We start from the raw sequence: 25,279 nt of genomic DNA, 5'->3' as shown, positions 1-25,279 counted from the left end.
CCTTACATCTTAGGTAATATCTGTATTAATCGCTTTAAAAATAACAGAGATTGCCAATACTTATTACTACCTAAGTCAACTTGAATACAAAAGAACTCTGTTAAACAACGTAATGGACTACTACAACTGACACCTTCGGTAGAGAAAAAACCTGTTGCTTGAGGTGAGTTTACTAGCTTAGCCCCGCCAGCTACCGATTTTAGAATAAATAGTTGGTCGGCTAAAATAGGGTATTTAGGGGAATAAAAACCATATTGTTGATGCAGTGATTTTTTTATTAACAAACCAATTGAATGGCTGGCAATTAGTGCAGCAGCTCCATTCTTTGATACAGAACCGCCCTTAGGATGAAGCAGCTTGCCATTACAATCAATGGCTGTTGCAACAAAGTCTACTGATTCAGTAATAGCGGAACGAAATATAGCAACGGCTTCTTTATAAAAATAATCATCTGCGCCAGCTACCACATAGTACTCTCCTTCGCACTGCTTAATGGCTCGATTTAAGGCATCATAAATGCCAAAATCAGCTTGTGAAGTGATTTTAATATCAATACCTGTAACTTGTTTAAGTAATTCTAATGTGCCATCTGTCGAACCACCATCCGCCACAACCCATTCAAAATCCTTATCGGTTTGTTGTTGTAAGCTTTCTATTAGTTTAGGCAAATACTTCACTGCATTATAAGTGGCGGTAATAACACTGATTTTAGTATTATTATTTGCTTGCTTATTAGCGTCCATACTTATCCTCCAAGCGAATAATATCATCCTCTCCAAGATAAGAGCCTGACTGTACTTCAATTAATTCTAAGGGGATCTTACCTGGATTCTCTAAAGAGTGTATTTCGCCAATAGGAATATAAGTGGATTGATCTTCTGTCAATAAGTAAGTTTCACTATTTTTGGTAATTTTAGCTGTTCCTTTAACAATTACCCAATGTTCAGCACGGTGGTGATGTTTTTGCAAGGATAACTTAGCACCTGGCTTTACAGTAATACGTTTTACTTGGTAGCGTTCTCCGATATCAATACAATCATAAATACCCCAAGGCCTATGTACTTCACTATGTTGCACAGCCTCTATACGCCCAGCCTGCTGTAACCTAGCAACAATATCTTTAACTTGCTGTATTTTATTCTTAGCTGCCACTAATACCGCATCTTTAGTTTCAACAATTACTAAATTATCTACACCTAAAGTAGTCACTAATCTATCATTGGCATAAACTAATGTATTGGTAGTTTGTTCAACTAAAACATCACCTTTTAAGGTGTTGCCCTGTGAATCTTTATTTGTCACTTGCCAAAGAGCTGACCATGATCCTATATCTGTCCAACCAGCATCTAAGGATACCACTACAGCTTTGTCTGTTTTTTCCATAACAGCATAATCAATAGAATCCGCTGGACAGCCTAAAAAAGCCTCTTTATCGATACGGATAAAATCTAAATCAACAGTTGGTGATTGCATTGCTTGCTTACAGGCCTTATAAATATCAGGGCGATATTTTTCTAATTCTGCTAAATAAGTTTTAGCAGTAAACATAAACATACCACTATTCCAACAATAATGGCCTGCTTGTAAATACTCTTCAGCAATGGTCTGACTTGGCTTCTCTATAAACTGCTTAACTTGGTAACTACCCTCTGCTATTTGAGCTCCTTGCTCAATATAACCATAACCTGTTTCAGGCGCAGTAGGCACAATACCAAAAGTAACTAAATAGTCCTGTTTAGCTAACTCTAAGGCATTACTAACCACTTGTTGAAAAACTTTAGTATTTTGAATTAAATGATCAGCTGCCAATACTAATAAAATAGCATTAGGATTCTGCTGATAAACTTTAAAAGCAGCTAAAGCAACCGCAGGCGCTGTATTACGCCCTACTGGCTCTAATAAAATAGTCGCTTTTTGTTCTAACTGCCTTAACTGTTCAGCGACTAAAAAACGGTGTGCTTCATTACAAATAACAATAGGTTCTTGCTTGTTAATGCCATCTAATCTATTAATAGTATCTTGCAGCAATGAATATTCACCTACTAAAGCCAAAAATTGCTTTGGCTTAGTTTGGCGTGATAAAGGCCATAACCTTGTTCCTGAACCACCAGACATAATGACAGGAACCAATGGTTGTTCCATCGCCTCTACCATAGTAAATATTCCTTAAAAATGATTAACTAGCTCATATTATAAAGTGGAACACCACTTTCGTCAGACATATTTTTACGATACTGATCTACTTTTGAGGGATAGTTCACACCTTCCACAATAGACAACCCCCTTAATAGAGGAAATAATTGGATATCATCCTCTGATAATTCACCATTACAAGCCTTAGGAGATTTAATCAATGGTTCTAAAGCTAACAAATCCTTATTAATCTTAGCTAACCAATGATCTGTTTCAGACAATAGTGTTTTAAAGTCACCAAAAGCCGCTTCTTTTTTGTTGGTAAAATAAGTTCGTGCTTCCTCAGTGGTAAATTCCGGCAAGGTAGCATTCACATAACGAGGAATAAGTAATTTATTAATATAACTATTTACCTGTTTAATCCAAGCAGCAACTGCTGGGCTAGTTTCACCAGTCAATACTGGATTACCATCAATATTATTGATTTTATGGACAATATCCATACTTTCGCCCATATAGTGACCATCTTCATCTAAAATGGGTAACATTTTTTCCCCAATCATCTTAATAGGGGTTGCTTCATCATCATTTAGCAAATAATGAATCACATAAGGCCGTTTTTTTAAGCCAAAAATCATTCGTGCTTTTACACAAAATGGGCAGTGATCATAAACATATAAAACTTCCATTATAACTCCTTACTAATCTTTGCATCATAGGTTAAACTAATCAGCTTACTTATTATCAGGTTAGCCATGCTCAATAACGAACTCAAGTCGCAAATTCAACAAGCTTACTCTAACTTCTTAGAAGCTAAAGGGCTAAAACCTCGTTATGGACAAAGACTAATGATTGCAGAAATTGCAAAAGTCTTTGGCACAATTGCTACTGATGACAAAGGCCAGCGTGTTGGTGATTCCGCCATTATAGCAGTTGAAGCAGGTACAGGCACAGGTAAAACAGTGGCTTATAGTATAGCTGCAATACCTTGTGCCCAATTTGAAGAAAAGCAACTGATTATTTCAACGGCTACTGTTGCCTTACAAGAACAAATTATCTATAAAGACCTACCTGATATTGCTAAACATACCAATTTAAACTTCACTTATGCATTAGCGAAAGGTCGTGGTCGCTATCTTTGTTTAACCAAATTAGATCGTTTATTACAGGAAGACCAATACACGAGCGACTCATTATTTGAAGAAACATTAGAAAATACTAATAAGCTTGATATAAAGCTATATAAAAGCATGCTAGATAAACTAGCGAGTGGCAAATGGGATGGTGATCGAGATGGGTGGAAAGAAATTATTACTGATGAAGAATGGCATAGTGTAACCACAGAACATAGCCAATGTACTAATAGATTATGCACTAACTTTCAACAATGCCCTTTCTTTAAGGCACGCACCCAATTAGATGATGTTGATATTATAGTCACTAACCATGATATGGTATTAGCTGATTTAGCTTTAGGTGGTGGTGTGGTATTACCTGCCCCGCAACAAAGTTTATATATCTTTGATGAAGGACATCATCTCGCAGATAAAGCAATCAATCATTTTGCTCACTTTACGCGCTTACAATCTACTACTGATTGGCTAGACCAAACCTCAAAAACACTGACTAAACTTTTAAAACAGTTTTCTCCCAGTGGCGACTTTGGCAGAATATTGGAAAAAATACCTGAATTAATTACTCCTTTAAGGGAACAACAGCATTTTATGCTTAATGCTTGTATGGGTTTATTTTCAATACCTGAAGCTAAAAATTCAGATAATCAAGAAGCGCCGCGTTACCGCTTTAATCATGGCATTGTTCCAGAAAATCTCTTAACCATTGCTACAGAGCTAAAAAAAGGCTTTGCCTCATTGGTTGATTGTTTGAGTCATCTCACTGATCTATTAAAACAAGCAATGGATGGTAAAATTAATTTAAGCTTGCCGTCTTATATTGCTGAAGACTGGTATCCAGCCTTTGGTGCATTGCTTAGCCGCGCTGAAAACAATTGGGAATTATGGACAGCCTTTACGGTTATAGATAAAGAAGACAAACCTCCTCATGCCCGTTGGCTTACCTTATATACTTCAGGTAATTACTTAGATATTGAAGTTAATGCCAGCCCTATTTTAGCTGCTGATACATTACGTCAATCACTTTGGAATACTGCCCATGGGGCATTACTTACCTCTGCCACCTTAACAGCGTTAGGCAAGTTTGATCGATTGATTATGCGTGCAGGGCTGCCTGACTCTACGGTAACCTGCATTGTGCCAAGCCCGTTCCAATATGAACAGGCTGGTTTATTACAAGTTCCTAACCTTAAAGCCGATCCTAGAGATGTTGCTGATCATACAGCGGCTATTATCAAGGCATTACCTGAACTTACTCAGGATTATCAAGGTTCCCTTGTATTATTCTCTTCAAGAAAACAAATGCAAGATGTCTATGCAGGACTAACCAATACCTATCAAGAATCTATACTGGTACAAAGCAGCTTATCCAAACAAGAGTTACTAAAACAACATAAAACCCGTATAGATAAAGGATTAACCAGTATCTTATTTGGTCTTGCTAGTTTAGCTGAAGGTGTTGATTTACCAGGTGAATATTGTGAACATGTGATTATTGCTAAAATTCCTTTTGCAGTACCTGATGATCCCATTGAAGCAGCATTAGCAGAATGGATTGAAAAAAGAGGGGGTAATCCTTTTATGGAAATTACTGTACCCGATGCTTCATTACGTCTTATACAAGCTTGTGGTCGATTGATTCGCACTGAGCAAGATAAAGGCACTATCACCCTGCTTGATCGCCGCATTATCAATAAAAGCTATGGTAAAGCGTTACTCAACGCATTACCTCCTTTTAGACGAGAAATTCATTAATGCTAAACGCTTAAAAGCATATTTACACATTAGCACATACTTTTAAAAAATATATTAGTTGCTATTTAATTAAAATACGCGCATAGTAGCTGAGTGTTCTCAAGTTGAATTGTTTTTTTCTGGTTGTAGTTCTGTTAGCTTTCTTGCCGATATTGTTTTCTTCCAAATCTTTTCTTCTCTGCTTGATGCCTATATTTGGTTTAATCTCCATATAGGATACACGCATTTTTTATTTTTTATTTAGGACATTTAGTTTTATGAAAACAGGTATTGTAAAGTGGTTTAACGAAGAGAAAGGCTTTGGTTTTATCACCCCAACAGATGGTAGCAAAGATTGTTTCGCCCACTACTCAGAAATCGCTAGTTCAGGATTCAAAACCCTAATGGAAGGTCAACAAGTATCTTTCAGTGTTACCCAAGGTAGCAAAGGGCCACAAGCAACTAATATTCAGGTTGCTTAACCCAATCAAAGCTCTATATGATTTAGTATAGAGCTTTTATATCTCCCTCTTGTATTAATTCCTAATAATCAATGCTACTAACAAGATTAAGCTCTTATCCTTTGCTGATTATCTAAAAACCATTGATAAGTATCGTGCAATCCTTGCTCTAAACCAATACTAGCCTGCCAGCCCAATATATCTAAGCGTGATACATCTAATAATTTGCGTGGTGTACCATCTGGTTTACTGCTATCAAATACCAACTCACCCGTAAAACCAGTTATCTTAGCCATTAACTCTGCTAACTCTCTAATAGTACAGTCCTTACCTGCCCCTATATTAATATGGGATAGCATAGGTTGTGTATGTGACTGATAAAAAGCTTTATCTAACTCCATCACATGCACACAAGCAGCAGCCATATCATCAACATGTAAAAACTCACGGCGTGGATTACCACTTCCCCAAATTGTTACAGTTTCTTCTTTATTTTCTACAGCTTCATGAAAACGTCGTAATAATGCAGGGATTACATGGCTATTTTCAGTGTGAAAATTGTCATTAGGGCCATATAAATTAGTAGGCATGACACTGCGATAATCTCGCTCATATTGTCTATTATAACTTTCACAAAGTTTTATGCCTGCTATTTTGGCTATAGCATAAGGCTCATTAGTCGCTTCTAAAACACCTGTTAATAATGAGTCTTCTCGCATAGGCTGTTGTGCTAATTTAGGATAAATACAAGAAGAACCTAGAAATAATAGCTTATTCACATCAGCTTTATGCGCTGCATGAATAACATTAGCCTCAATCATTAGATTTTCGTAAATAAACTCAGCTGGATAAATATTATTAGCGTGTATTCCACCCACCTTGGCAGCTGCTAAATAGACTTGTTGAATGCTATTATGTTGAAAAAAATCATTAACAGCTCGTTGATCCAATAAATCTAATTCTTTGCGAGAGCAAGTGACAATATTAGTATAGCCTAATGCTTTTAAACGACGAATAATCGCTGAACCAACCATTCCCTTATGGCCTGCAATAAAAACAGCTTGATCTAAGGCATGCATTGCTACTAATCCTCTATACTTACAGGTAACTCATAACCATGTTGTTTTAATAAAGCATGGCGTTTAGCCGTTTTTAGGTCTTCTTTAACCATATCGTGACACATTTCCTGAACAGTAATTTCAGGCACCCAACCTAGTTTTTGCTTAGCTTTAGTAGGATCACCTAACAATGTTTCTACTTCAGTAGGTCGGAAATAACGAGGGTCTACTCTTACAATAATATCACCCACATCTAAAGCAGGTGCATCATTACCAGTAATTGCTGTAATCACAGCATATTCATTAATACCTTCCCCCTTAAACTCAAGGGTAATACCCAGTTGTTCCGCTGACCAACGAATAAAATCTCGTACCGAATATTGCTTCCCTGTAGCTATAACAAAGTCTTCTGGCTGCTCTTGTTGCAACATAAGCCATTGCATCCGCACATAATCTTTAGCATGTCCCCAATCGCGCAAAGCATTAAGATTACCAAGGTATAAACATTGCTCTAAACCTTGTGCAATATAAGCCAAACCACGGGTAATTTTACGGGTGACAAAGGTTTCCCCTCTGCGTGGCGACTCGTGATTAAATAAAATACCATTACATGCATACATGCCATAGGCTTCACGATAATTTACAGTGATCCAATAAGCATAGAGCTTGGCTGCTGCATAAGGAGAACGTGGGTAAAAAGGTGTTGTTTCTTTTTGTGGCGTTTCTTGCACTAAACCATAAAGCTCAGAAGTAGAGGCTTGATAGAAGCGCGTTTTTTTCTCTAAACCCAATAAACGAATAGCTTCTAATAGTCTTAATGTCCCCATACCATCTACATCAGCTGTATATTCAGGTGATTCAAAACTCACTGCCACATGCGACTGTGCCCCAAGATTATAAATCTCATCGGGTTGTATTTGTTGAATAATACGGGTCAAATTAGAGGTATCTGTTAGATCACCATAGTGCAGAATAAAGTTTTTATTTTCCACATGTGGATCTTGATAGATATGGTCAATACGTTGGGTATTGAATGAAGAAGCACGACGCTTAATACCATGCACCTCATACCCTTTTTCTAATAAAAATTCGGCAAGATAAGAACCATCTTGCCCAGTAATACCTGTTATTAATGCTTTTTTAGCCATCGCTAATCCTTGAAAACTACCCTTACCAACTATTTGATAAGGGCAATTTAACTTATTGATTATCAGCTAAGAAGAACCACGTATCTAAAACTGAATCAGGATTTAATGAAACACTTTCGATACCTTGTTCCATCAACCATTTTGCTAAATCAGGATGGTCTGATGGTCCTTGTCCACAAATGCCAATATATTTATTAGCTTTACGACATGCCTGAATAGCCATAGATAATAGTTTCTTAACAGCAGGATTACGCTCATCAAATAAATGGGCAATAACACCTGAATCTCTATCTAACCCTAAGGTTAATTGAGTCATATCATTAGAGCCAATAGAGAAACCATCAAAATACTCTAAGAACTCATCAGCCAGTAACGCATTGGATGGTAATTCACACATCATAATAACGCGTAAACCATTCTCACCACGCTTTAAGCCATACTCGGCTAATAAATCAATTACTTGGCTAGCTTCACCTAATGTACGAACAAAGGGTACCATTAGTTCCACATTGGTTAAGCCCATTTCTTCGCGCACACGTTTCATGGCACGACATTCTAGCTCAAAGCAATCGCGGAAAGACTCGCTAATATAACGAGAAGCACCACGGAAGCCCAACATGGGGTTTTCTTCTTCAGGTTCATATAACTTGCCACCAATTAAGTTGGCATATTCATTGGATTTAAAGTCAGATAAACGCACAATCACTTTCTTAGGATAAAAAGCAGCGGCTAAAGTACTTACTCCTTCCACTAGTTTATCTACATAGAAATCAACAGGGCTACTGTATCCAGCAATACGTTTTTCAACCGCTTCTTTCACATCCATGGGCAAGCCATTAAAGTTTAATAATGCCTTAGGATGCACCCCTATCATACGGTTAATAATAAACTCTAAACGTGCTAAACCAACGCCTTCATTCGGTAGCATTGAGAAATCAAAAGCACGATCAGGATTACCCACATTCATCATGATTTTGAATTTTAAAGGTGGCATAGCATCTACTGAGCTTTTACGAATATCAAAATCCAATTTACCTTCGTAAATAACCCCTGTATCACCTTCTGCACAAGAAACAGTAACTTCTTGACCATCTTTTAAAACTTTGGTTGCATCGCCACAACCTACTACCGCAGGGATACCTAATTCACGAGCAATAATAGCAGCATGGCAAGTACGACCACCACGATTGGTAACAATCGCGCTAGCACGCTTCATTACTGGCTCCCAATCTGGATCCGTCATATCAGAGACTAATACATCACCAGGTTGTACCTTGTCCATTTCAGCCACACTATGGATAATTTTTACAGGGCCAGAACCTATACGCTGCCCAATTGCACGACCTTCTACAAGAATATTACCCTTTTCTTTCATTAGGTAACGTTCCATTACACTAATATTGGTACGGCTTTTTACGGTTTCAGGACGAGATTGCACAATATAAAGTTTGCCATCATCACCATCTTTCGCCCATTCAATATCCATTGGACGACCATAGTGTTTCTCAATAATTAATGCTTGTTTAGCTAGATTAGCTACTTCTTCATCAGTAATACAGAAACGAGCACGTTCTTCATTGGCCACATCAACCGTTTTTACTGAGTGCCCTGCTTTAGCTTCATCCCCATAAACCATCTTAATGGCTTTGCTACCTAAATTACGACGTAAAATAGCAGGACGACCAGCTTCTAAAGTAGGCTTATGTACATAAAACTCATCCGGATTGACAGCACCTTGTACGACGGTTTCTCCTAAACCATAAGCACCTGTAATAAATACAACATCTCTAAAACCAGATTCTGTATCTAGGGTAAACATCACCCCTGCGGTACCTGTTTCAGAACGAACCATACGTTGTACACCAGCCGATAAAGCCACTAACTTATGATCAAACCCTTGATGCACACGATAAGCAATCGCACGATCATTAAATAAAGAGGCAAATACTTCTTTAGCAGCACGAATTACATTATCAACGCCACGAATATTTAAAAAGGTTTCTTGTTGGCCCGCGAAAGAAGCATCTGGAAGGTCTTCGGCAGTTGCAGAGGAACGAACAGCTACTGAAATATCATGCCCTTGAGCTAACTCAGCAAATGCAGTACGAATATCTGCATCTAATTGAGCAGGAAAGTCCGCCTCCATAATCCATTGGCGAATTTGGCTACCTGCTTTAGCTAAAGCATTAACATCATCTACATCTAATGTGTCTAGTAAATCATGGATACGATTATTTAAACCACTTTGCTCCAAGAACTCACGATAAGCGTCAGCTGTTGTGGCAAAACCTCCTGGTACGGAAACTCCTGCACCAGCTAAATTACTAATCATTTCACCCAAGGAGGCATTCTTGCCTCCTACCGTCTCCACGTCGTGTACGCCTACATTCTCTAATGAAACTACGTACTTTGTATTAGTCGCCAAGGCTGTCTCTCCACTCTAACGATTGACAATAGGTCACACAAGATGACTCAGTTAATATCTATCATAATGAAAATACTAAACAAGCATATTTTTCTAGCAAATTCTTTTTAAAAAAACTTACTAATAAAAAATAATCGCATTACTATAGCAGACTTGAGCGTAATATTGTTTAATTTTAGGCAAGCATTTTATGAAAAGAACCGCATTTTTTGTATCTGATGGTACTGGTATTACAGCTGAAGCAATAGGTCATAGCTTATTGTCACAGTTTGATAAAATAGAACTACAAATGACCACTAAGCCTTATATTAATACGGTTGAAAAAGCCCAACAGCTCGTTCAACAAGTTAATGAGGCGGCGGAAAAAGATGGTGTGCGCCCCCTTGTTTTTGAAACTATTATTAATCAAGAAATTAGTAATACCTTAAAACAATGTAATGGCTTTATTATTAATATTTTTTCTACTTTCTTATCTTCTTTAGAAACAGAGCTAGATACAAAAGCCACTGGCTCTGTAGGAAAAACTCACTCTATTTCAAATAGTTATGTAGATCGTATTGATGCTATTAACTTTGCCTTAGATAATGATGATGGTTCACGTACTCGTTTTTATGATCGTGCGGATATTATTCTAATTGGTGCCTCTCGCACAGGTAAAACCCCTAGCTGCCTTTATATGGCCATGCAATATGGTATACGTGCAGCTAATTATCCATTAACAGAAGAAGATTTAGAAAGCCGTAAATTACCAGAACCACTGCGAGATCATAAAAATAAGCTATTTGGTTTAACCATTGATGTAGACCGTTTAGTAGCTATTCGTAATGAACGCCGCTCCAATAGTAAATACGCTAGTTATGCCCAATGTCAATATGAAATCCAAGAGATAGAAGCATTATTTCAGAGGGAAAATATCGCCTTTGTTAACTCTACTCATTTTTCAGTAGAAGAAATTGCTGCTAAAATCCTAGCAACCCAAAACGTGACTAGACGTTTTTAATGAGGAGTTTACTAATGAAATGCCCAAGTTGCCAACAAGGCGAATTAAAATATTCGCAACTGGAAGAATTTCTTCCTTGTCAAACCTGTAATCATTGCGGTGGTAATTGGTTATTGCTGATAGACTACTTAAGTTGGCAAAGCGTTACTAAATTTGCCGCTACTACAGATGAAACTCACACTAATACCACCATTGAAGCGGATGAAAGTAGCCATGCATTAATCTGCCCTGTTACAGGCACATTAATGACTAAATACCGTATTTCAAGTAAAAGCACTCACAAAATTGATTTAAGTACGGCAGCTAATGCCATTTGGTTGGATAAAGGCGAATGGGTGCTCTTAAAACAACAAGGCTTAAGCCATAAACTAAATAGTATTTTTACAGAACCTTATCAAAAACACATTCGTGAAGAGCTAGCCTCTAAAACATTTGAGGAGCTTTATCAACATCAATTTGGTAAAGAAGCTTATCAACAATTAAAAACTTTCCGCACATGGTTAGATAAGCAAGATAAACGTGCAGCTATGCTTGCCTATTTAATAGCAGAAGATCCTTATTCAGCCATTCGCTAACGTATAAGACGACTGTTTTAATTAATTTAAAACAGTCTTATCTAAGAACTAGAACCTATAGCTACATAAATTCTAGTCAAATAAAGAAAACAATAATCAAAATCACTTTAAACTAATTAAAATATCTTCTAATGCTTGGGTAGGATTAACTGCCTTAGTAATAGGACGACCAATCACTAAATAATCTGAACCATCTTGTATGGCTTGTGCTGGGGTAACAATACGCTGCTGATCATCTTTACTTGAACCAACAGGTCTAATACCTGGTGTCACTAACTTTAACTGAGGGAAGTTTACTTTTAATGCCCTAGCCTCTTGCGCAGAACTTACTAAACCATCTAACCTAGCTTCAGCGGCTAATTGAGCCAAACTCAATACCTGTTGCTCTGGTGTTTTAGTAATACTTAATTGCTGTAAATCTTCAACACCTAAACTGGTTAAAACAGTAACACCTATTAGCAATGTTTTACTGTTCATTTGATCTAGTACATTACGGCAAGCTTGCATCATAGCCAAGCCACCCACACAATGAATATCCACCATCCATACGCCCATAGAAGCGGCTACTTTAACAGCCATTGCAGTGGTATTAGGGATATCATGGAATTTTAAATCTAAAAATACTTCAAATCCTAATTTTTGTAATTCCTCAACAATTTTGGGGCCTGTGACTGTAAATAACTCCTTCCCTATCTTTACACGACACTTTGTAGGATCTAATTGTTTAGCTAAATTAATAGCATCTTCAACAGTCGAAAAGTCTAAGGCAACAATAACAGGACTAGTACAAGACATGTAAAGGGATTCCTTTGAATAGAAAGTAGAGATCAAACCAAATGCTATTTAACAAACCTTTTTAAAACACAGTAAGGAATTTGTTAGATTAAAAGCTAGTTGCATTTTATTAAATACTTTCCTCATAATAAACCAATTTTATTGGTTATTTTGAATATTTTATATGCGTTGGAAAAATCGTCGAGAAAGTGACAATATTGAAGATCGTCGTTCAGATCAATCTATGCCTATGACTGGCTTTAGTCTACCCCGTGGCAAACTAGGCATTGCTGTTATCGTTATAGTCTTTGTAGCAGGTTACTACGGTATAGACCTTACACCGTTATTAACAGGCCAATCTTCTCCTGTAGCTACTCAACAGCAACCAGTAGATACGCCCCGCGATAATGAAATGGCTCAATTTACTTCTGTGGTGTTAGCCACTACAGAAGATACGTGGACCACTATTTTTCAACAGATGGGTAAACAATATACCGATCCTAAACTCGTGCTTTACCGTGGTGCTACTCGCACTGGTTGTGGTGTGGGGCAATCTGTTATGGGGCCTTTCTATTGCCCAACGGATAGTACGGTCTATATTGATCTTTCTTTTTATGAAGAAATGAAAACACGCTTTGGAGCTGGTGGTGATTTTGCCCAAGGTTATGTTATTGCCCATGAAGTTGGCCACCATGTACAGCATTTATTAGGTATCACCGATAAAATGCGTGCTATGCAACGAGGCCGCAGTGAAGTAGAGCAAAATAAATTATCAGTTAAATTAGAGTTACAAGCAGATTGTTTAGCAGGTGTTTGGGGACATTATATGGAAAATGAAAATATTTTAGACCCTAATGACTTACAAGAAGCCCTAAATGCAGCAATGGCTATTGGCGATGACAGATTACAAAAACAGGCGCAGGGCCGTGTAATTCCTGATAGCTTTACTCATGGCACATCAGAACAACGTTATACATGGTTTAAAACAGGGTTTGATAGCGGCAAAGTAAGTAGTTGTAATACTTTTAACTGATAGTACTTAATAAGGTATCTATCAACATTTGCTCTGCTTGTTTAGTAGCAAAGATAAGTTCTAAACGGCTATCTTTACGCCATTCTGTTGCTTGCCAAGCAGGTATATCTTCAGCAACGGCATTAACAGATAGCCAACCTTGATTAGTATGTACCACTAGCTTTGCCCGTAGCCATTGATATTGCTTTAACCAGTTATCTAATTTTATCTTATCAAAACAATAGCATGGCTCAAACTGCCAACCGATAGACCATCCTTCAAGTTGATCTTGAATATGGCAAACAATGCCCTCTGCCAGTTGTCTTTTTTGCTCATCCTCACCATCAACAATATATATTTGTTGTTGTGATAATTGCTCAACTAAGGGCTGTTTAGGTAAATAAGATAAGGGTAGATAGCCTTGCGTTGTCCAATACAGATTAAACGGTGCAAATTGTTTATTTATCGCTTGTTGCTGCTGCTTAGTAAGCTGTTCTGATTTATTAACTAATAATAATCCTGCACTGTTATAAGGTTGAAAATCTGCTAATAACTGTTTGGCTTCTACTACTTGTAGCAAGGGATACAATGTTAAAACCTTGTTCCAAGGCTCGGCTTGCAATTGTTTTTGTACTTGTAGAGGATGGCCTAATCCCGATAATTCTATAAAAAGCACATCAGGTTTAGACTCTTTTAATAATCTATTCAACCCTACTTGAAAAGGCGCACCACCAGTACAACAAATACAACCGCCCGCTATTTCACTAATAGTAACTGCTTGCTCGCCTAACAACGCTTTATCAACACCAACTCTACCAAACTCATTAATTAATACAGCCCACTGCTCATTGCTTGGTTTTTGTTTTAATAATTGTTGGATCAAGCTAGTTTTACCAGTACCTAAGGAACCAACAATTAAATAGGTTGTTATTTTATTAAGCAAACAAATCACCTCTTCTCTATTCTTTCAGCTAGTAAGATTAAAGCCTATTAATTAATATCATGTTAAAATAACTGCACTATTTATTAAAGGAAAAAGCAGTGTTGCTGAATAAGTTTCAATGGTTTCGCGAACGTGGCTGGCATGAAATTGATGCTACTCGTTATGAACAAATATGGCAAACCTATGGTGGTAGTGTAGCCACACACCCTACTATTATTGATAAACTATCTAAATTTGCCAATATCCCTGTACGTTATCTTGGTTGGCAACAAGAGGGGCAATTAGTGGGTGCTATTGCTTGTTGGGGAGACTCACTAGCACTTTCTCGAGATCAACTAAAAAAGCAAGGTAAACGTGGTTTGTTTGACCTTGGTAATGCTGAAATTATTCTGCCATTTGCAGAAAATAGCCAAATTACTTTGCGCCATAAGGCACGCTATCTTTCCACACTTAATCAGCCGCAAATAACTAACTGGAAAACACAAAAAGATCAGTTAGCAATAGCGAGGGCTTCTGAAGAATATTCTAAGAAATTTAGATATAACCAACGCCGTGAATTACGTTTACTAGAAGAAACAGGTGGAGTTATTAAGCCTATTCAAGATTTCTCTGCTGAACAATTAGCCACTATCTATTGTGAGCTATTTTTTAAACGTTGGAATTTCCAAGTACCTAGTGCAGCCACTCAAAAAGAAGTATTTACTTTACTGCGTGAGTTTATGGTGGGTTCTGTTATCTTCTTAGAAGATAATCCAATAGCCATACAGGTTTTATACCAAGTAGAATCACCTAAATGGCTTAGTATTGAATATGTAAATGGTGGCGTAGACCCACAAGAAAGAACTTTTAGCCCAGGCAGTGTATTAAGCTTTGTGAATTTACAACAAGCGTGGGAACAAGCCAATAAACTGAATAAAACGTTACGCTATTCCTTTGGTAGAGCAGATAGAGAATATAAAGACCGTTGGTGTAATCGTGTGGCTGTAGGAATTATTAATTAATGAGTAAAAAACAGCAGTTATTAAAAAAACATCGGCAAAAGAAACGATTAATCCTAATAGGGTTTGCTATCTATTTACTGGCTTGGATTATTGCTTGTTTTTTTGTTCCCTTCTTGGCTTGCTTTATCCCATTTATCATTATTGGTATTTGGATTATCCATGAAGCATGGTTAGCTGATCATTTATTTTACTCACCGAAACAAGATTATCTTTATAACTTCCCTGCCAATACCTTTACAGTCGCGGCACAATTACAACAAGATACCTTGCAAATTGATTTAGATAATTTACCTGATAACTTAGATACACTTTTTCTGGCTGTTAACTTAAAAACCTCTTTTATGGGTCACTTATTAGACCCACAAGTTATTATTAAAACCAATCAACTCACTGATCGACAAGATTTTGAACGAGGTGTACAAGGGTTACGCTATATTAATTTATCAGGTCTAGCTGATGAATTACAGCAAGGCACTATTTCAATTTCCACTAAGCACTGCCATATTAAAGGTGAATTAATACTTTATGGCTTTACTAATCCCGACTACAGCCAACAACGTATGATGGTTATTGCACCTCATGCTGATGATGCTGAGCTGGCTGCCTTTGGACAATATAGTCAATGCTCAGATGCCAGTATTATCACCCTTACCCAAGGCGAAATTGAGGCTGAATATTATCAACAAACGCTTAACCTAACTAAACAAGAAGCAGCTCAACTCAAAGGACGTTTAAGAAGTTGGGATAGTATTGCAATTCCTTTATGGGGTGGTGTTAATCCTAGTAACAGTGTCCAATTGGGTTATTATTGCTTACAATTAAAAGCTATGCACCAGCAACCTGAGCAATCTTTTGGTTCAAAAGAGTCTGGTGAAACAGATACGCGCCTAGTTCGTCTATTTAACTCCTTACCACTACCTAGTGATAACGATGGTTTAGCCACATGGCATAATTTAAAGAATGATCTTACTTTGTTAATTGAGCACTTTAAGCCCGAAGTTATTATCATGCCTCATCCACAACTAGACCCTCATGAAGACCATGTAGAAGCAAGCTTATTGGTAGAAGAAGTATTACAAACAACCACTTGGCAACCTAGCACGCAATTACTGTATGCTAATCATTTGCATGATAATGATCGTTGGCCAATGGGGCCTGCTTATAAAGGCATTGCTCTGCCACCTGCTGTAGACCCATTACCTGCTTATGCGCTATGGAGTCCTGTACTGAGTAAGCAAACCCAGCTTAATAAAGCAATGGCGTTAGCGATGGAACATGATCTACAACCACCCTTATCGATTAAAAGACGCTTACGCCGTTTAATTCAATCGCTTATCACTGAACGCGAACATCCACCAGCAGGTGAAAATGAATTCTTCCGTAAGGCAGTACGTAGCCATGAACTATTTTGGGTAAAACCTAGGCAGTAAACACAAAAAAGCACCTTTAAGGTGCTTTTTTATTAATCATACAAATGATTACTTCTCATCTTCTTCTCTAAACTCTGGATATTTCATTTCTTCATAACGAACAAATTTAGTTCTCTTAATGAATTTATAACTTAACCAAATAGCAAAGAATAAGGGCAATCCAATATAAGTAGAAATCACTCGTTTCCAGTCTATATTATCAGCCCAAAATGCTTGATAATCTTGCCCTATTACAATAATCATACAAATAATAAAGGCAAATATAGGTCCAAAGGGGAAAGAACCTGCCTTATAAGGTAGTTTAGATAAATCTAAGCCTTGCTTTACAAAACCTTTTCTAAAACGATAGTGGCTGATAGCAATACCTAACCAAGCAATAAAGCCTGTCATACCTGAAATACTTAATAACCATCCATAGACCTCTTGACTTTGAAACATCGAGGTTAAGAAACACAACATGGCAATTAAGGTAGTCGCAAGTAGTGCATTACGTGGTACACCGTTGCTTGATAAACGGGCAAAAATAGCAGGTGCTTTTCTATCGCGAGCCAGTGCATAGAGCATCCGTGATGATGCATACATTCCCGAATTACCTGCCGAAAGTACTGCTGTTAAAATAACTGCATTCATTACTGTAGCAGCTGATAATAAACCAGCATGTTGGAATACCAACGTAAATGGACTTACTGCGATATCAGATTCTGCATTGCTTAATAAGCGTGGGTCTGTATAAGGAATTAAAAAGCTAATAATAAAGATAGCAAATACATAAAATAATAAAATACGCCAGAAAATACGACGGATTGCAATCGGAATATTTTTACCTGGATTCTCTGACTCACCGGCTGCAATACCTACTAACTCTGTTCCTTGAAACGAGAAGCCAACAATCATGGCTACCCCTATTATGGCGGAGAACCCTCCTACAAACGGGGCATCGCCCATCGTCCAGTTTTTCCAGCCACCTGTATCGCCACCCTGCATAATGCCTAAGATCATTAATAACCCTAGTACAATAAACACAACCACAGTGACCACTTTAATTAATGAAAACCAGAACTCTGCCTCACCAAATCCTTTTACAGAAATATAGTTTAGCCAAAACATAATCAGCAGGAAGATAGCACTCCACTTCCACCCTGCTACATCAGGTAGCCAATAAGCCATTACCAATTGCAACGAAACAAGGTCAACCGCAATGGTTACTGCCCAGTTATACCAATAGTTAAGCCCCATTGCAAAACCAAAGCCTTCATCCACATACTCTGCACTATAAGTGGCAAACGAGCCTGGGGTTGGCATAAAAGAAGCTAATTCTGCCAAACTGGTCATAATAAAGTAAACCATTATGCCTACAACAATATAGGACAATAAAGCACCACCAGGGCCCGCCTGTGCAATGGTTTTTCCTGATGCAACAAATAGCCCCGTACCTATAGAGCCCCCAATGGCTATCATAGATAGATGACGTGCTTTTAATGATCGCTTTAATGAGGTTTTATTATTTGTTGTTGCCTGAGTCATCATTAACCTTATTAATTTTAAAAATAGCGCGGATTTTAACAAATTATCTTAAAAATAGCTTAAAAGATTTTAAAATAAACATAACCATTTGATTTAAAAAACTTATTAAAGCAATGTCAGCTGATAGTTATTAATTAAACGAATTGAATTACTATCATGTCTTCTTGTTAAAAAAACACCTTATTCTTATATTATTTTTTTGTTAAAGCTATAACTAGGTGGCTATTAACCCAGAAAATGCATATTTTTTATTGCTGTTAATTACATTTTATCTAAATTAAACTTAGTATAAAACTAATCCACATAAAAACTATCTATTATGTTTATCTATCACAATAGTAAACATTAAATATAAGGTAATGAAAGTGACTGTCATAACTAATATCGAAGACCTACGTGTTATTGCTAAACGTCGTGTACCTAAGATGTTTTATGATTATGTAGATTCAGGTTCGTGGACAGAATCTACCTATAAAGCCAATACAGAAGACTTTCAAAAAATAAAACTACGCCAAAAAGTAGCTCGCAATATGGAAGGACGCACCCTTAAAAGAAGTATGCTAGGTATAGATATGACTATGCCCGTAGCTATATCTCCAACAGGTTTAGTTGGGATGGTTCATCCAGATGGCGAAATACTAGCGGCTAGGGCATTAGCTAACTTTGGCTGTCGCTATACCCTTTCTACTATGAGTATCTGTTCTATGGAAGATATTGCTACCCATGTAGCAAAACCCTTCTGGTTCCAACTCTATGTAATGCGTGATAGAGACTTTATGCTAAGTCTTATAGATAGAGCTAAAGCGGCTGGTTGTGATGCACTAATGGTCACTTTAGACTTACAAATAATAGGTCAACGCCACAAAGATTTAAAAAATGGTTTATCTGTGCCACCTAAACCTACTTTAAAAAACTGGCTCAATCTTCTAACTAAACAAGCTTGGTGTTGGAAAATGCTAAAAACTAAACGTCGCTCTTTTGGTAATATTGTTGGTTATGTTAAAGGGATAGATGACCCTAGCTCTCTATTTTCTTGGACAAGCCAACAATTCGACCCTACCCTAAGTTGGAAAGATTTAGAATGGATAAAAAAAGCATGGGGTGGCAAACTGATTGTTAAAGGTATTTTAGATGATGAAGACGCCAAAATTGCTGCTGAGTCAGGGGCTGATGCTATTATTGTCAGCAATCATGGTGGCCGCCAGCTTGATGGTGCTTGCTCAAGCATTCAGGTCTTACCCTCTATTGTTGAAGCTTTAAAAAATTCTTCCACAGAGGTATGGTTAGACAGTGGTATTAGATCAGGGCAAGATGTACTAAAAACTATTGCCTTAGGGGCGCAAGGAACATTGATAGGCCGAGCCTATCTTTATGGTTTAGGCGCTATGGGAGAGGCAGGTGTTACCAAGTGTTTAGACATTATCCGCAATGAGCTTGATCTAAGCATGGCCTTTTGTGGCCTAACTGATATCAACCAAGTTAATCAAGATATTCTTATTCCCAGCACTATCCCACACTTATAAAGCATAAAAAGCTGGTTAGTGAATTATCATTAACCAGCTTGGCTATTTTGTGATTCTAGTTGCTTAATTCTATTAGTTGGAAAAACTAGACTAAAGCTAGAGCCTTTGCCTTCTATGCTTTTAATATCTAAACGTCCACCATGTCGTAACACAATATGCTTTACAATCGACAAGCCTAACCCTGTTCCCCCAGTATCACGAGAACGACTTTTATCCACACGGTAAAAACGTTGGGTTAAGTTTTTAATATGCTGTGCGGGAATTCCCTGACCTGAATCTTTAACTTGAAACACACCTTCGCCATCAATCAGTTTAAAACTAATATCAATATTACCACCTTGTTTGGTATAACGTACCGCATTAACAGCAATATTAGCTACCCCACTAATAAGCTCAGATTCAATACCTGCAATGGCAACATTATCAAAACTGTTAACGGTAATCTTATGCTGACCTGCTGATAATTCTTGTACAGTATTTTTCGTATGCTCTAAGATACTTTTTACAGACACCCATTGATCCATAGGTGGTGGCGGGCTATCTTCTAAACGAGCTAAGGTTAATAAATCGTTAACCAGTGACTGCATACGGTCACCTTGTTGTTGCATTAAATCTAAATAGTGTTTACGCTCAGCCTCATCTAATGGCAAATTCTGAATCGTCTCAATAAAGCCACTTAGTACAGTTAAGGGCGTTCTAATCTCATGTGATACATCCGCCACAAAATTACGCCGCATTCGTTCAACACGCTCTAATTGAGTAATATCATTGGTTAGTAGCAGTAAGCGCCCTTCATCATAGGGATGCAATTGGATTAATAGTTTTTGCCCTTCATCATGGCCTAATGCTAGCTTTAAAGGTTTCTGATAGTTATTACTTTCTAAATAAGCGATAAATTTAGGATCTCTTACTAAATTAGTAATATGCTGTTGTAAGTCTAACTCAGAATCTAAACTAAAGTGTTGTGCAGCGGTGGCATTACACCATTCAATTTTATAGTCTTGATCGAGTAATAACACCCCATTAGGTGAAACTTGAATAGCGCCTAATAACTTATTTAATTGATCTGTGCTATGTTGGTTTTCCTGATCCCGTTGTTTTAATAAACGCTCAACATAATCTGCTATTTCTTTACAATTACCAGCAAAATGATATTGGTCTTTATTTTTAGCACCTTGCTTTAACCAACTAATTAAAAGATTAAATTGTTTTTTATTAAACCATAACCAACCAATAACAAAAACAAAGATGCCTATAACTACAATAATTGGGTTTGCCAAATGAGCGCCCAAATAGACATCAATAAATACCGCTACAATAATATAGATTAATAACCAAAACAGTGGTTTATAAAAACTCATTATTCACTCTCAGTTTTAGGCGCATTAAAACGATATCCTGCCCCTCTTACTGTTTCTATTAAATGATCGGCTTTAACAATAGCTAACCCTTCACGTAAGCGTTTAATATGGACATCAACAGTACGCTCTTCAATAAATACATGTTGCCCCCATACTTTATCTAATAATTGGCCTCGACTATGTACTCTATTAGGATAATGCATTAAATAGTTTAATAACTTAAATTCGGTAGGGCCTAGCTTAACCTCTTCCCCTTTATAGACAATTTGCCATAATTCAGGGTCTATGGTTAGTCCAGCTAATGATACACGCTCTGCACTTACTTCGGGTAGTTTACGACGTAATAATGCACGCACTCTAGCCAATAATTCTTGGGTAGAAAAAGGTTTGACTACATAGTCATCGGCACCAGCATCTAACCCTTGTACTTTATCTAACTCTTCACTACGGGCGGTTAGCATAATAATAGGGATTTGTTTTGTCCGCTCATTACTACGCCAGCGTCTTGCTAAAGATATACCACTTTGTCCAGGCAACATCCAATCAAGTAATACCAAGTCAGGCAATATACTATCCACTTCCTGTTGTGCTCTATCTGCATCATCTACTACTACACAATCAAAACCTGCATGCTTTAAGTTAATAGCTAATAATTCTGCAATGGCAGGTTCATCTTCAACCACTAAAATACGTGCCATAGTTAACCCTCTGAATTGTTAGTAATAGATTCAATTTCTTCCATGGCTACATGCCTAACATCTTCTCCCTTAACGATATATATAATTAACTCTGCTATATTTTTTGCATGATCACCAATACGCTCTAAAGCTTTCGCAATAAACAGTAGATCTAAGCTAGGAGAAATCATGCGAGGATCTTCCATCATATAGGTGATTAGTTTACGGGTAAAACCACCAAACTCCACATCAATTTCATTATCACTACGCATAATATAAAGCGCGGTTTTAATATCTAGTCGAGCAAAGGCATCTAATGATTTATGCAATAAATCTAGTGCTAAATTGGCCATAAAGCGCAACTCTGCACCCATTAGGTTTCTAGAGATGCCATGCTCAATAATTGACTTGACCATACGCGCTATTTTGGTAGCTTCATCACCCGCTCTTTCTAAATTATTAGTGGTTTTAGAAATAGCCATTAATAGCCTTAGATCACGCGCAGTTGGCTGACGACGGGCAATCATGGATACTAAGTTTTTATCAATTTCCACTTCCATTGAGTTTACTTTATGCTCAAGTTCAATGACTTTATCTGATACTTCAATATCAAAACTCGTTAATGCAGTAATGGCTAAAGTCATTTGTGACTCAACTAACCCACCCAACTCCATAATCTGAGTAGAGATGCTATTTAGTTCTGCATCAAATTGGGTTGAAAGATGTTTATTAGTCATAATCTATTTCCTATTAACCAAAACGGCCAGTAATATAGTCTTCTGTTTCTTGACGTTGGGGTTTTAAAAATAATTGCTCTGTTTCGCCCACTTCAACTAACTCACCTAAATACATATAAGCGGTATAGTCGGAGCAACGTGCTGCTTGCTGCATATTATGGGTTACGATAGCCACCGTATAGTCTTGTTTTAACTCATGAATAAGCTCTTCAATTTTACCTGTAGAGATAGGGTCTAGGGCTGAACATGGTTCATCTAGTAGTAAAACCTCTGGCTTAATTGCAATACCTCTGGCAATACACAACCGCTGTTGCTGACCTCCAGATAAACTAGCACCATTTTGGTGAAGTTTATCTTTTACCTCATTCCATAAGGCTGCCTTATTTAAAGCCCACTCTACACGGTCATCCATTTCTGCATTAGAGAGCTTTTCAAATAGTTTTACGCCAAAAGCAATATTATTATAAATAGACATAGGGAAAGGGGTTGGTTTTTGAAATACCATACCAATTCTCGCTCTAATTAAAGCTACATCTTCTTTACTGGTTAAAAGATTTTCACCATCAATTAAAATTTCACCTTCGGCTCGTTGCTCTGGGTATAACTCAAACATTCGATTAAGGGTACGCAATAAAGTTGATTTACCACAACCTGATGGGCCAATAAATGCGGTTACTTTTTTCTCAGGAATATCTAAATTAATTCCTTTTAATGCATGAAACTTACCATAGTAAAAATTTAAATCACGAATTGCTAATTTCGTTTTAATTGTTTCATTGTGTGGTTTGTTGACCATCAGTAATTAACCTTTCTTCTTAAATAAAATACGTGCTGTAACATTGAGAATCAATATGCCAAAGGTAATAATAAAGACTCCTGCCCACGCTAATTTTTGCCAATTTTCAAAGGGACTCATCGCAAACTTAAAGATTGTGACAGGTAAGCTTGCCATCGGTTGAGATAAATCACTGGTCCAGAATTGATTAGACAGTGCAGTAAATAATAAGGGGGCTGTTTCACCTGCAATACGAGCAATAGCTAACAATATGCCTGTAATAATACCGGCACTAGCAGCCCTAATTGTTACCATTAATACCACTTTCCACTTTGGTGCCCCAAGTGCATAAGCCGCCTCTCGCAATGAATTAGGAATAAGCGCTAACATATTTTCAGTAGTTCTCACTACCACTGGTACAACAATCAATGCTAATGCCACAACACCAGCCCAACCAGAGAAACCTTTAAAGGGTAGTACAATTAATGAATAAACAAAAAGGCCAATGATAATGGAAGGTGCTGATAATAAAATATCGTTAATAAAACGGGTCACGCTGGCAATAATCCCTTTACCACCGTACTCACATAAATAAACCCCTGTCATAATACCGATAGGTGTGCCTATTAAGGTAGCCATTAATACCATTAGGAACGAACCCCAAATGGCATTAGCTAAACCACCTGTTTCTGCATTAGGCGGAGGGGTCATTTCACTAAATACCGCTATATTAATGCCACCAACACCTAAATAGATGGTTTCAAATAATATCCACGCTAGCCAAAACAACCCAAATAACATAGCCATTAATGATAAAGCTAAGGCAATATGATTTTTAAATTTACGACGTTTATGTTGTTTAACTTTTTGAGGGCTAAAATAACTCATGTACGCCCTCCTTCATTTTTCTGTAATTTCATTAAGAATAACTTTGAACAAGAAAGTACTAGGAAGGTAATAAAGAATAAGATCAAACCTAGATAAATTAATGACGCTTGATGTAAACCTGGGCTTGCCTCAGCAAACTCATTAGCCAATACAGAAGTGATACTATTAGCTGCTTCAAATAAAGACACTGACTCTAATTGGTTCATATTACCAATCATAAAGGTAACGGCCATGGTTTCCCCTAATGCTCTACCTAAACCAAGCATAATTCCACCAACTACACCCGCCTTGGTATAAGGAAATACCACATTTCTAATTACTTCCCATGTAGTAGCACCTAGTCCATAGGCTGACTCTTTTAATAATGGAGGCGTTACTTCAAACACATCTCTCATCACTGAGGCAATAAAGGGAATAATCATAATGGCAAGAATAATACCTGCTGAAAAAATACCTATTCCCACAGGATAACCTGATACTAGAACATTTAAATAAGGTACATCACCTAGTAGACTTTGTAAGGGTGTTTGCACATATTCAGCTAATAAAGGTCCAAAGACTAATAACCCCCACATACCATACACAATGGAAGGAATAGCCGCTAATAGTTCAATAGCTGTACCTAAGGGTTGTTTTAACCAATTAGGTGCTAATTCGGTAAGAAATACAGCGATACCAAAACTAACAGGAATAGCAATAAGTAATGCGATAAGCGAAGTGGCCACCGTACCATAAATCATTACCAGTGCCCCATACTTGTCCTGTACAGGATCCCACTCATTACTCCAAATAAAACTTAAACCAAATTCTTTAAACGCAGGTATGGCGCCTATAATCAAGGAAATAATAATACCTGCCAGCATGACTAAAGTTAAAATAGCAGCACCACGAAACAGCCCTGCAAAGATAGCATCCCCATAACGGGAATGCTTACGACTAGGAAAAGATTGCATATTTTATATAATAA

Annotated in this window: 23 protein-coding genes; 8 read left to right on the top strand and 15 right to left on the bottom strand. The window is 37.4% G+C overall.

From position 1 onward, the window contains the following. Nucleotides 1-2 precede the first annotated feature (2 nt). Genes ACQVD9_RS08985 through grxB form a run of 3 tightly spaced genes read right to left on the bottom strand, consistent with a single transcriptional unit; the run spans nt 3 to nt 2,822 of the window. Nucleotides 3-743: a glycosyltransferase gene (locus ACQVD9_RS08985; protein ID WP_264745703.1), complete on the bottom strand. Its 741-nt coding sequence runs from the start codon at nt 741-743 to the stop codon at nt 3-5. Continuing rightward, complete coding sequence (locus ACQVD9_RS08980; protein ID WP_264745702.1) at nt 733-2,154, bottom strand: mannose-1-phosphate guanylyltransferase/mannose-6-phosphate isomerase; 1,422 nt, start codon at nt 2,152-2,154, stop codon at nt 733-735. Before ACQVD9_RS08980 ends, ACQVD9_RS08985 begins: the two co-directional genes overlap by 11 nt. 26 nt (nt 2,155-2,180) lie before the next feature. Continuing rightward, nucleotides 2,181-2,822, bottom strand: coding sequence for a glutaredoxin 2 (gene grxB / locus ACQVD9_RS08975; protein WP_264745701.1), 642 nt, complete (start codon nt 2,820-2,822; stop codon nt 2,181-2,183). A 66-nt stretch (nt 2,823-2,888) separates the two neighbouring features. Here grxB and dinG point away from each other — a divergent pair, with 66 nt between their 5' ends. Further along, the gene (gene dinG, locus ACQVD9_RS08970) at nt 2,889-5,021 is read left to right on the top strand and encodes an ATP-dependent DNA helicase DinG (protein ID WP_264745700.1); all 2,133 of its coding nucleotides are present in this window, start codon (nt 2,889-2,891) and stop codon (nt 5,019-5,021) included. A 257-nt stretch (nt 5,022-5,278) separates the two neighbouring features. Further along, the gene (locus tag ACQVD9_RS08965) at nt 5,279-5,482 is read left to right on the top strand and encodes a cold-shock protein (protein WP_264745699.1); all 204 of its coding nucleotides are present in this window, start codon (nt 5,279-5,281) and stop codon (nt 5,480-5,482) included. 86 nt (nt 5,483-5,568) lie between these two features. On the opposite strand, the gene fcl is transcribed toward ACQVD9_RS08965, so the two are convergent. Genes fcl through ppsA form a run of 3 tightly spaced genes read right to left on the bottom strand, consistent with a single transcriptional unit; the run spans nt 5,569 to nt 10,092 of the window. After that, nucleotides 5,569-6,540: a GDP-L-fucose synthase gene (gene fcl, locus ACQVD9_RS08960; protein ID WP_264745698.1), complete on the bottom strand. Its 972-nt coding sequence runs from the start codon at nt 6,538-6,540 to the stop codon at nt 5,569-5,571. A 5-nt stretch (nt 6,541-6,545) separates the two neighbouring features. Beyond that, on the bottom strand, nt 6,546-7,667 hold the full coding sequence (gmd, locus tag ACQVD9_RS08955; RefSeq protein WP_264745697.1) for a GDP-mannose 4,6-dehydratase: 1,122 nt from the start codon (nt 7,665-7,667) through the stop codon (nt 6,546-6,548). 52 nt (nt 7,668-7,719) lie between these two features. Further along, nucleotides 7,720-10,092: a phosphoenolpyruvate synthase gene (gene ppsA / locus ACQVD9_RS08950; RefSeq protein ID WP_264745696.1), complete on the bottom strand. Its 2,373-nt coding sequence runs from the start codon at nt 10,090-10,092 to the stop codon at nt 7,720-7,722. 190 nt (nt 10,093-10,282) lie between these two features. Here ppsA and ppsR point away from each other — a divergent pair, with 190 nt between their 5' ends. Continuing rightward, the gene (gene ppsR / locus ACQVD9_RS08945) at nt 10,283-11,092 is read left to right on the top strand and encodes a posphoenolpyruvate synthetase regulatory kinase/phosphorylase PpsR (RefSeq protein ID WP_264745695.1); all 810 of its coding nucleotides are present in this window, start codon (nt 10,283-10,285) and stop codon (nt 11,090-11,092) included. 14 nt (nt 11,093-11,106) lie between these two features. Then, nucleotides 11,107-11,667 carry a zf-TFIIB domain-containing protein gene (locus ACQVD9_RS08940; RefSeq protein WP_264745694.1) on the top strand — a complete coding sequence of 187 codons (561 nt, stop codon included), beginning with the start codon at nt 11,107-11,109 and terminating at the stop codon, nt 11,665-11,667. A gap of 102 nt (nt 11,668-11,769) precedes the next feature. Here ACQVD9_RS08940 and pyrF read toward each other — a convergent pair whose 3' ends face one another. Next, on the bottom strand, nt 11,770-12,462 hold the full coding sequence (pyrF, locus tag ACQVD9_RS08935; protein ID WP_264745693.1) for an orotidine-5'-phosphate decarboxylase: 693 nt from the start codon (nt 12,460-12,462) through the stop codon (nt 11,770-11,772). Nucleotides 12,463-12,625: 163 nt separating this feature from the next. On the opposite strand from pyrF, the gene ypfJ reads away from it, so the two are divergent. After that, nucleotides 12,626-13,474, top strand: coding sequence for a KPN_02809 family neutral zinc metallopeptidase (gene ypfJ / locus ACQVD9_RS08930; protein WP_264745692.1), 849 nt, complete (start codon nt 12,626-12,628; stop codon nt 13,472-13,474). Here ypfJ and ACQVD9_RS08925 read toward each other — a convergent pair. Continuing rightward, nucleotides 13,467-14,396 (bottom strand): CobW family GTP-binding protein, encoded by a 930-nt coding sequence (locus ACQVD9_RS08925; RefSeq protein WP_264745691.1) that lies wholly within the window; start codon nt 14,394-14,396, stop codon nt 13,467-13,469. The genes ypfJ and ACQVD9_RS08925 overlap by 8 nt on opposite strands. Nucleotides 14,397-14,497: 101 nt before the next feature. On the opposite strand from ACQVD9_RS08925, the gene ACQVD9_RS08920 reads away from it, so the two are divergent. After that, nucleotides 14,498-15,397, top strand: a complete 900-nt coding sequence (locus tag ACQVD9_RS08920) for a GNAT family N-acetyltransferase (RefSeq protein ID WP_264747877.1) — start codon at nt 14,498-14,500, stop codon at nt 15,395-15,397. After that, nucleotides 15,397-16,827 (top strand): PIG-L deacetylase family protein, encoded by a 1,431-nt coding sequence (locus ACQVD9_RS08915; protein WP_264745690.1) that lies wholly within the window; start codon nt 15,397-15,399, stop codon nt 16,825-16,827. The genes ACQVD9_RS08920 and ACQVD9_RS08915 overlap by 1 nt, the downstream gene beginning before the upstream one ends. A gap of 48 nt (nt 16,828-16,875) precedes the next feature. Here the strand turns inward: ACQVD9_RS08915 and ACQVD9_RS08910 are convergent, their stop codons facing one another. Further along, entirely contained in the window at nt 16,876-18,351 is a 1,476-nt protein-coding gene (locus ACQVD9_RS08910) for an amino acid permease (RefSeq protein WP_264745689.1), read from the bottom strand. 365 nt (nt 18,352-18,716) lie between these two features. Between ACQVD9_RS08910 and ACQVD9_RS08905 the strand changes: the two genes are divergently transcribed. Then, nucleotides 18,717-19,874, top strand: a complete 1,158-nt coding sequence (locus ACQVD9_RS08905; RefSeq protein ID WP_264745688.1) for an alpha-hydroxy acid oxidase — start codon at nt 18,717-18,719, stop codon at nt 19,872-19,874. Nucleotides 19,875-19,903: 29 nt separating this feature from the next. Here the strand turns inward: ACQVD9_RS08905 and phoR are convergent, their stop codons facing one another. Genes phoR through pstC form a run of 6 tightly spaced genes read right to left on the bottom strand, consistent with a single transcriptional unit; the run spans nt 19,904 to nt 25,265 of the window. Further along, nucleotides 19,904-21,235: a phosphate regulon sensor histidine kinase PhoR gene (gene phoR, locus ACQVD9_RS08900; RefSeq protein WP_264745687.1), complete on the bottom strand. Its 1,332-nt coding sequence runs from the start codon at nt 21,233-21,235 to the stop codon at nt 19,904-19,906. Continuing rightward, nucleotides 21,235-21,933, bottom strand: a complete 699-nt coding sequence (phoB, locus tag ACQVD9_RS08895; RefSeq protein ID WP_264745686.1) for a phosphate regulon transcriptional regulator PhoB — start codon at nt 21,931-21,933, stop codon at nt 21,235-21,237. Before phoB ends, phoR begins: the two co-directional genes overlap by 1 nt. A 2-nt stretch (nt 21,934-21,935) precedes the next feature. Further along, nucleotides 21,936-22,649, bottom strand: coding sequence for a phosphate signaling complex protein PhoU (gene phoU / locus ACQVD9_RS08890; protein WP_264745685.1), 714 nt, complete (start codon nt 22,647-22,649; stop codon nt 21,936-21,938). Nucleotides 22,650-22,662: 13 nt separating this feature from the next. Continuing rightward, entirely contained in the window at nt 22,663-23,445 is a 783-nt protein-coding gene (pstB, locus tag ACQVD9_RS08885; RefSeq protein ID WP_264745684.1) for a phosphate ABC transporter ATP-binding protein PstB, read from the bottom strand. A gap of 6 nt (nt 23,446-23,451) precedes the next feature. After that, nucleotides 23,452-24,312, bottom strand: a complete 861-nt coding sequence (pstA, locus tag ACQVD9_RS08880) for a phosphate ABC transporter permease PstA (protein ID WP_264745683.1) — start codon at nt 24,310-24,312, stop codon at nt 23,452-23,454. Continuing rightward, nucleotides 24,309-25,265 carry a phosphate ABC transporter permease PstC gene (gene pstC / locus ACQVD9_RS08875; RefSeq protein ID WP_264745682.1) on the bottom strand — a complete coding sequence of 319 codons (957 nt, stop codon included), beginning with the start codon at nt 25,263-25,265 and terminating at the stop codon, nt 24,309-24,311. The genes pstA and pstC overlap by 4 nt, the downstream gene beginning before the upstream one ends. Nucleotides 25,266-25,279: the final 14 nt, after the last annotated feature.

The sequence above is a fragment of the Entomomonas sp. E7T21 genome (genome assembly GCF_058693955.1).
The sequence above is the reverse complement of the archived record's forward strand: the minus strand, read 5'-3'. Positions and strand labels throughout refer to the sequence as shown.

Excerpts from the sequence above, each read along its gene's own strand:
- ACQVD9_RS08980 (WP_264745702.1), bottom strand. The coding sequence starts at position 2,154 with ATGGTAGAGGCGATGGAACAACCATTGGTTCCTGTCATTATGTCTGGT.
- grxB (WP_264745701.1), bottom strand. The coding sequence starts at position 2,822 with ATGGAAGTTTTATATGTTTATGATCACTGCCCATTTTGTGTAAAAGCA.
- pyrF (WP_264745693.1), bottom strand. The coding sequence starts at position 12,462 with ATGTCTTGTACTAGTCCTGTTATTGTTGCCTTAGACTTTTCGACTGTT.
- phoB (WP_264745686.1), bottom strand. The coding sequence starts at position 21,933 with ATGGCACGTATTTTAGTGGTTGAAGATGAACCTGCCATTGCAGAATTA.
- ACQVD9_RS08985 (WP_264745703.1), bottom strand. The coding sequence starts at position 743 with ATGGACGCTAATAAGCAAGCAAATAATAATACTAAAATCAGTGTTATT.
- pstC (WP_264745682.1), bottom strand. The coding sequence starts at position 25,265 with ATGCAATCTTTTCCTAGTCGTAAGCATTCCCGTTATGGGGATGCTATC.
- fcl (WP_264745698.1), bottom strand. The coding sequence starts at position 6,540 with ATGCATGCCTTAGATCAAGCTGTTTTTATTGCAGGCCATAAGGGAATG.
- ppsR (WP_264745695.1), top strand. The coding sequence starts at position 10,283 with ATGAAAAGAACCGCATTTTTTGTATCTGATGGTACTGGTATTACAGCT.
- dinG (WP_264745700.1), top strand. The coding sequence starts at position 2,889 with ATGCTCAATAACGAACTCAAGTCGCAAATTCAACAAGCTTACTCTAAC.
- phoR (WP_264745687.1), bottom strand. The coding sequence starts at position 21,235 with ATGAGTTTTTATAAACCACTGTTTTGGTTATTAATCTATATTATTGTA.
- pstA (WP_264745683.1), bottom strand. The coding sequence starts at position 24,312 with ATGAGTTATTTTAGCCCTCAAAAAGTTAAACAACATAAACGTCGTAAA.
- pstB (WP_264745684.1), bottom strand. The coding sequence starts at position 23,445 with ATGGTCAACAAACCACACAATGAAACAATTAAAACGAAATTAGCAATT.
- phoU (WP_264745685.1), bottom strand. The coding sequence starts at position 22,649 with ATGACTAATAAACATCTTTCAACCCAATTTGATGCAGAACTAAATAGC.
- ACQVD9_RS08965 (WP_264745699.1), top strand. The coding sequence starts at position 5,279 with ATGAAAACAGGTATTGTAAAGTGGTTTAACGAAGAGAAAGGCTTTGGT.
- ACQVD9_RS08940 (WP_264745694.1), top strand. The coding sequence starts at position 11,107 with ATGAAATGCCCAAGTTGCCAACAAGGCGAATTAAAATATTCGCAACTG.
- ypfJ (WP_264745692.1), top strand. The coding sequence starts at position 12,626 with ATGCGTTGGAAAAATCGTCGAGAAAGTGACAATATTGAAGATCGTCGT.
- gmd (WP_264745697.1), bottom strand. The coding sequence starts at position 7,667 with ATGGCTAAAAAAGCATTAATAACAGGTATTACTGGGCAAGATGGTTCT.
- ACQVD9_RS08910 (WP_264745689.1), bottom strand. The coding sequence starts at position 18,351 with ATGACTCAGGCAACAACAAATAATAAAACCTCATTAAAGCGATCATTA.
- ACQVD9_RS08915 (WP_264745690.1), top strand. The coding sequence starts at position 15,397 with ATGAGTAAAAAACAGCAGTTATTAAAAAAACATCGGCAAAAGAAACGA.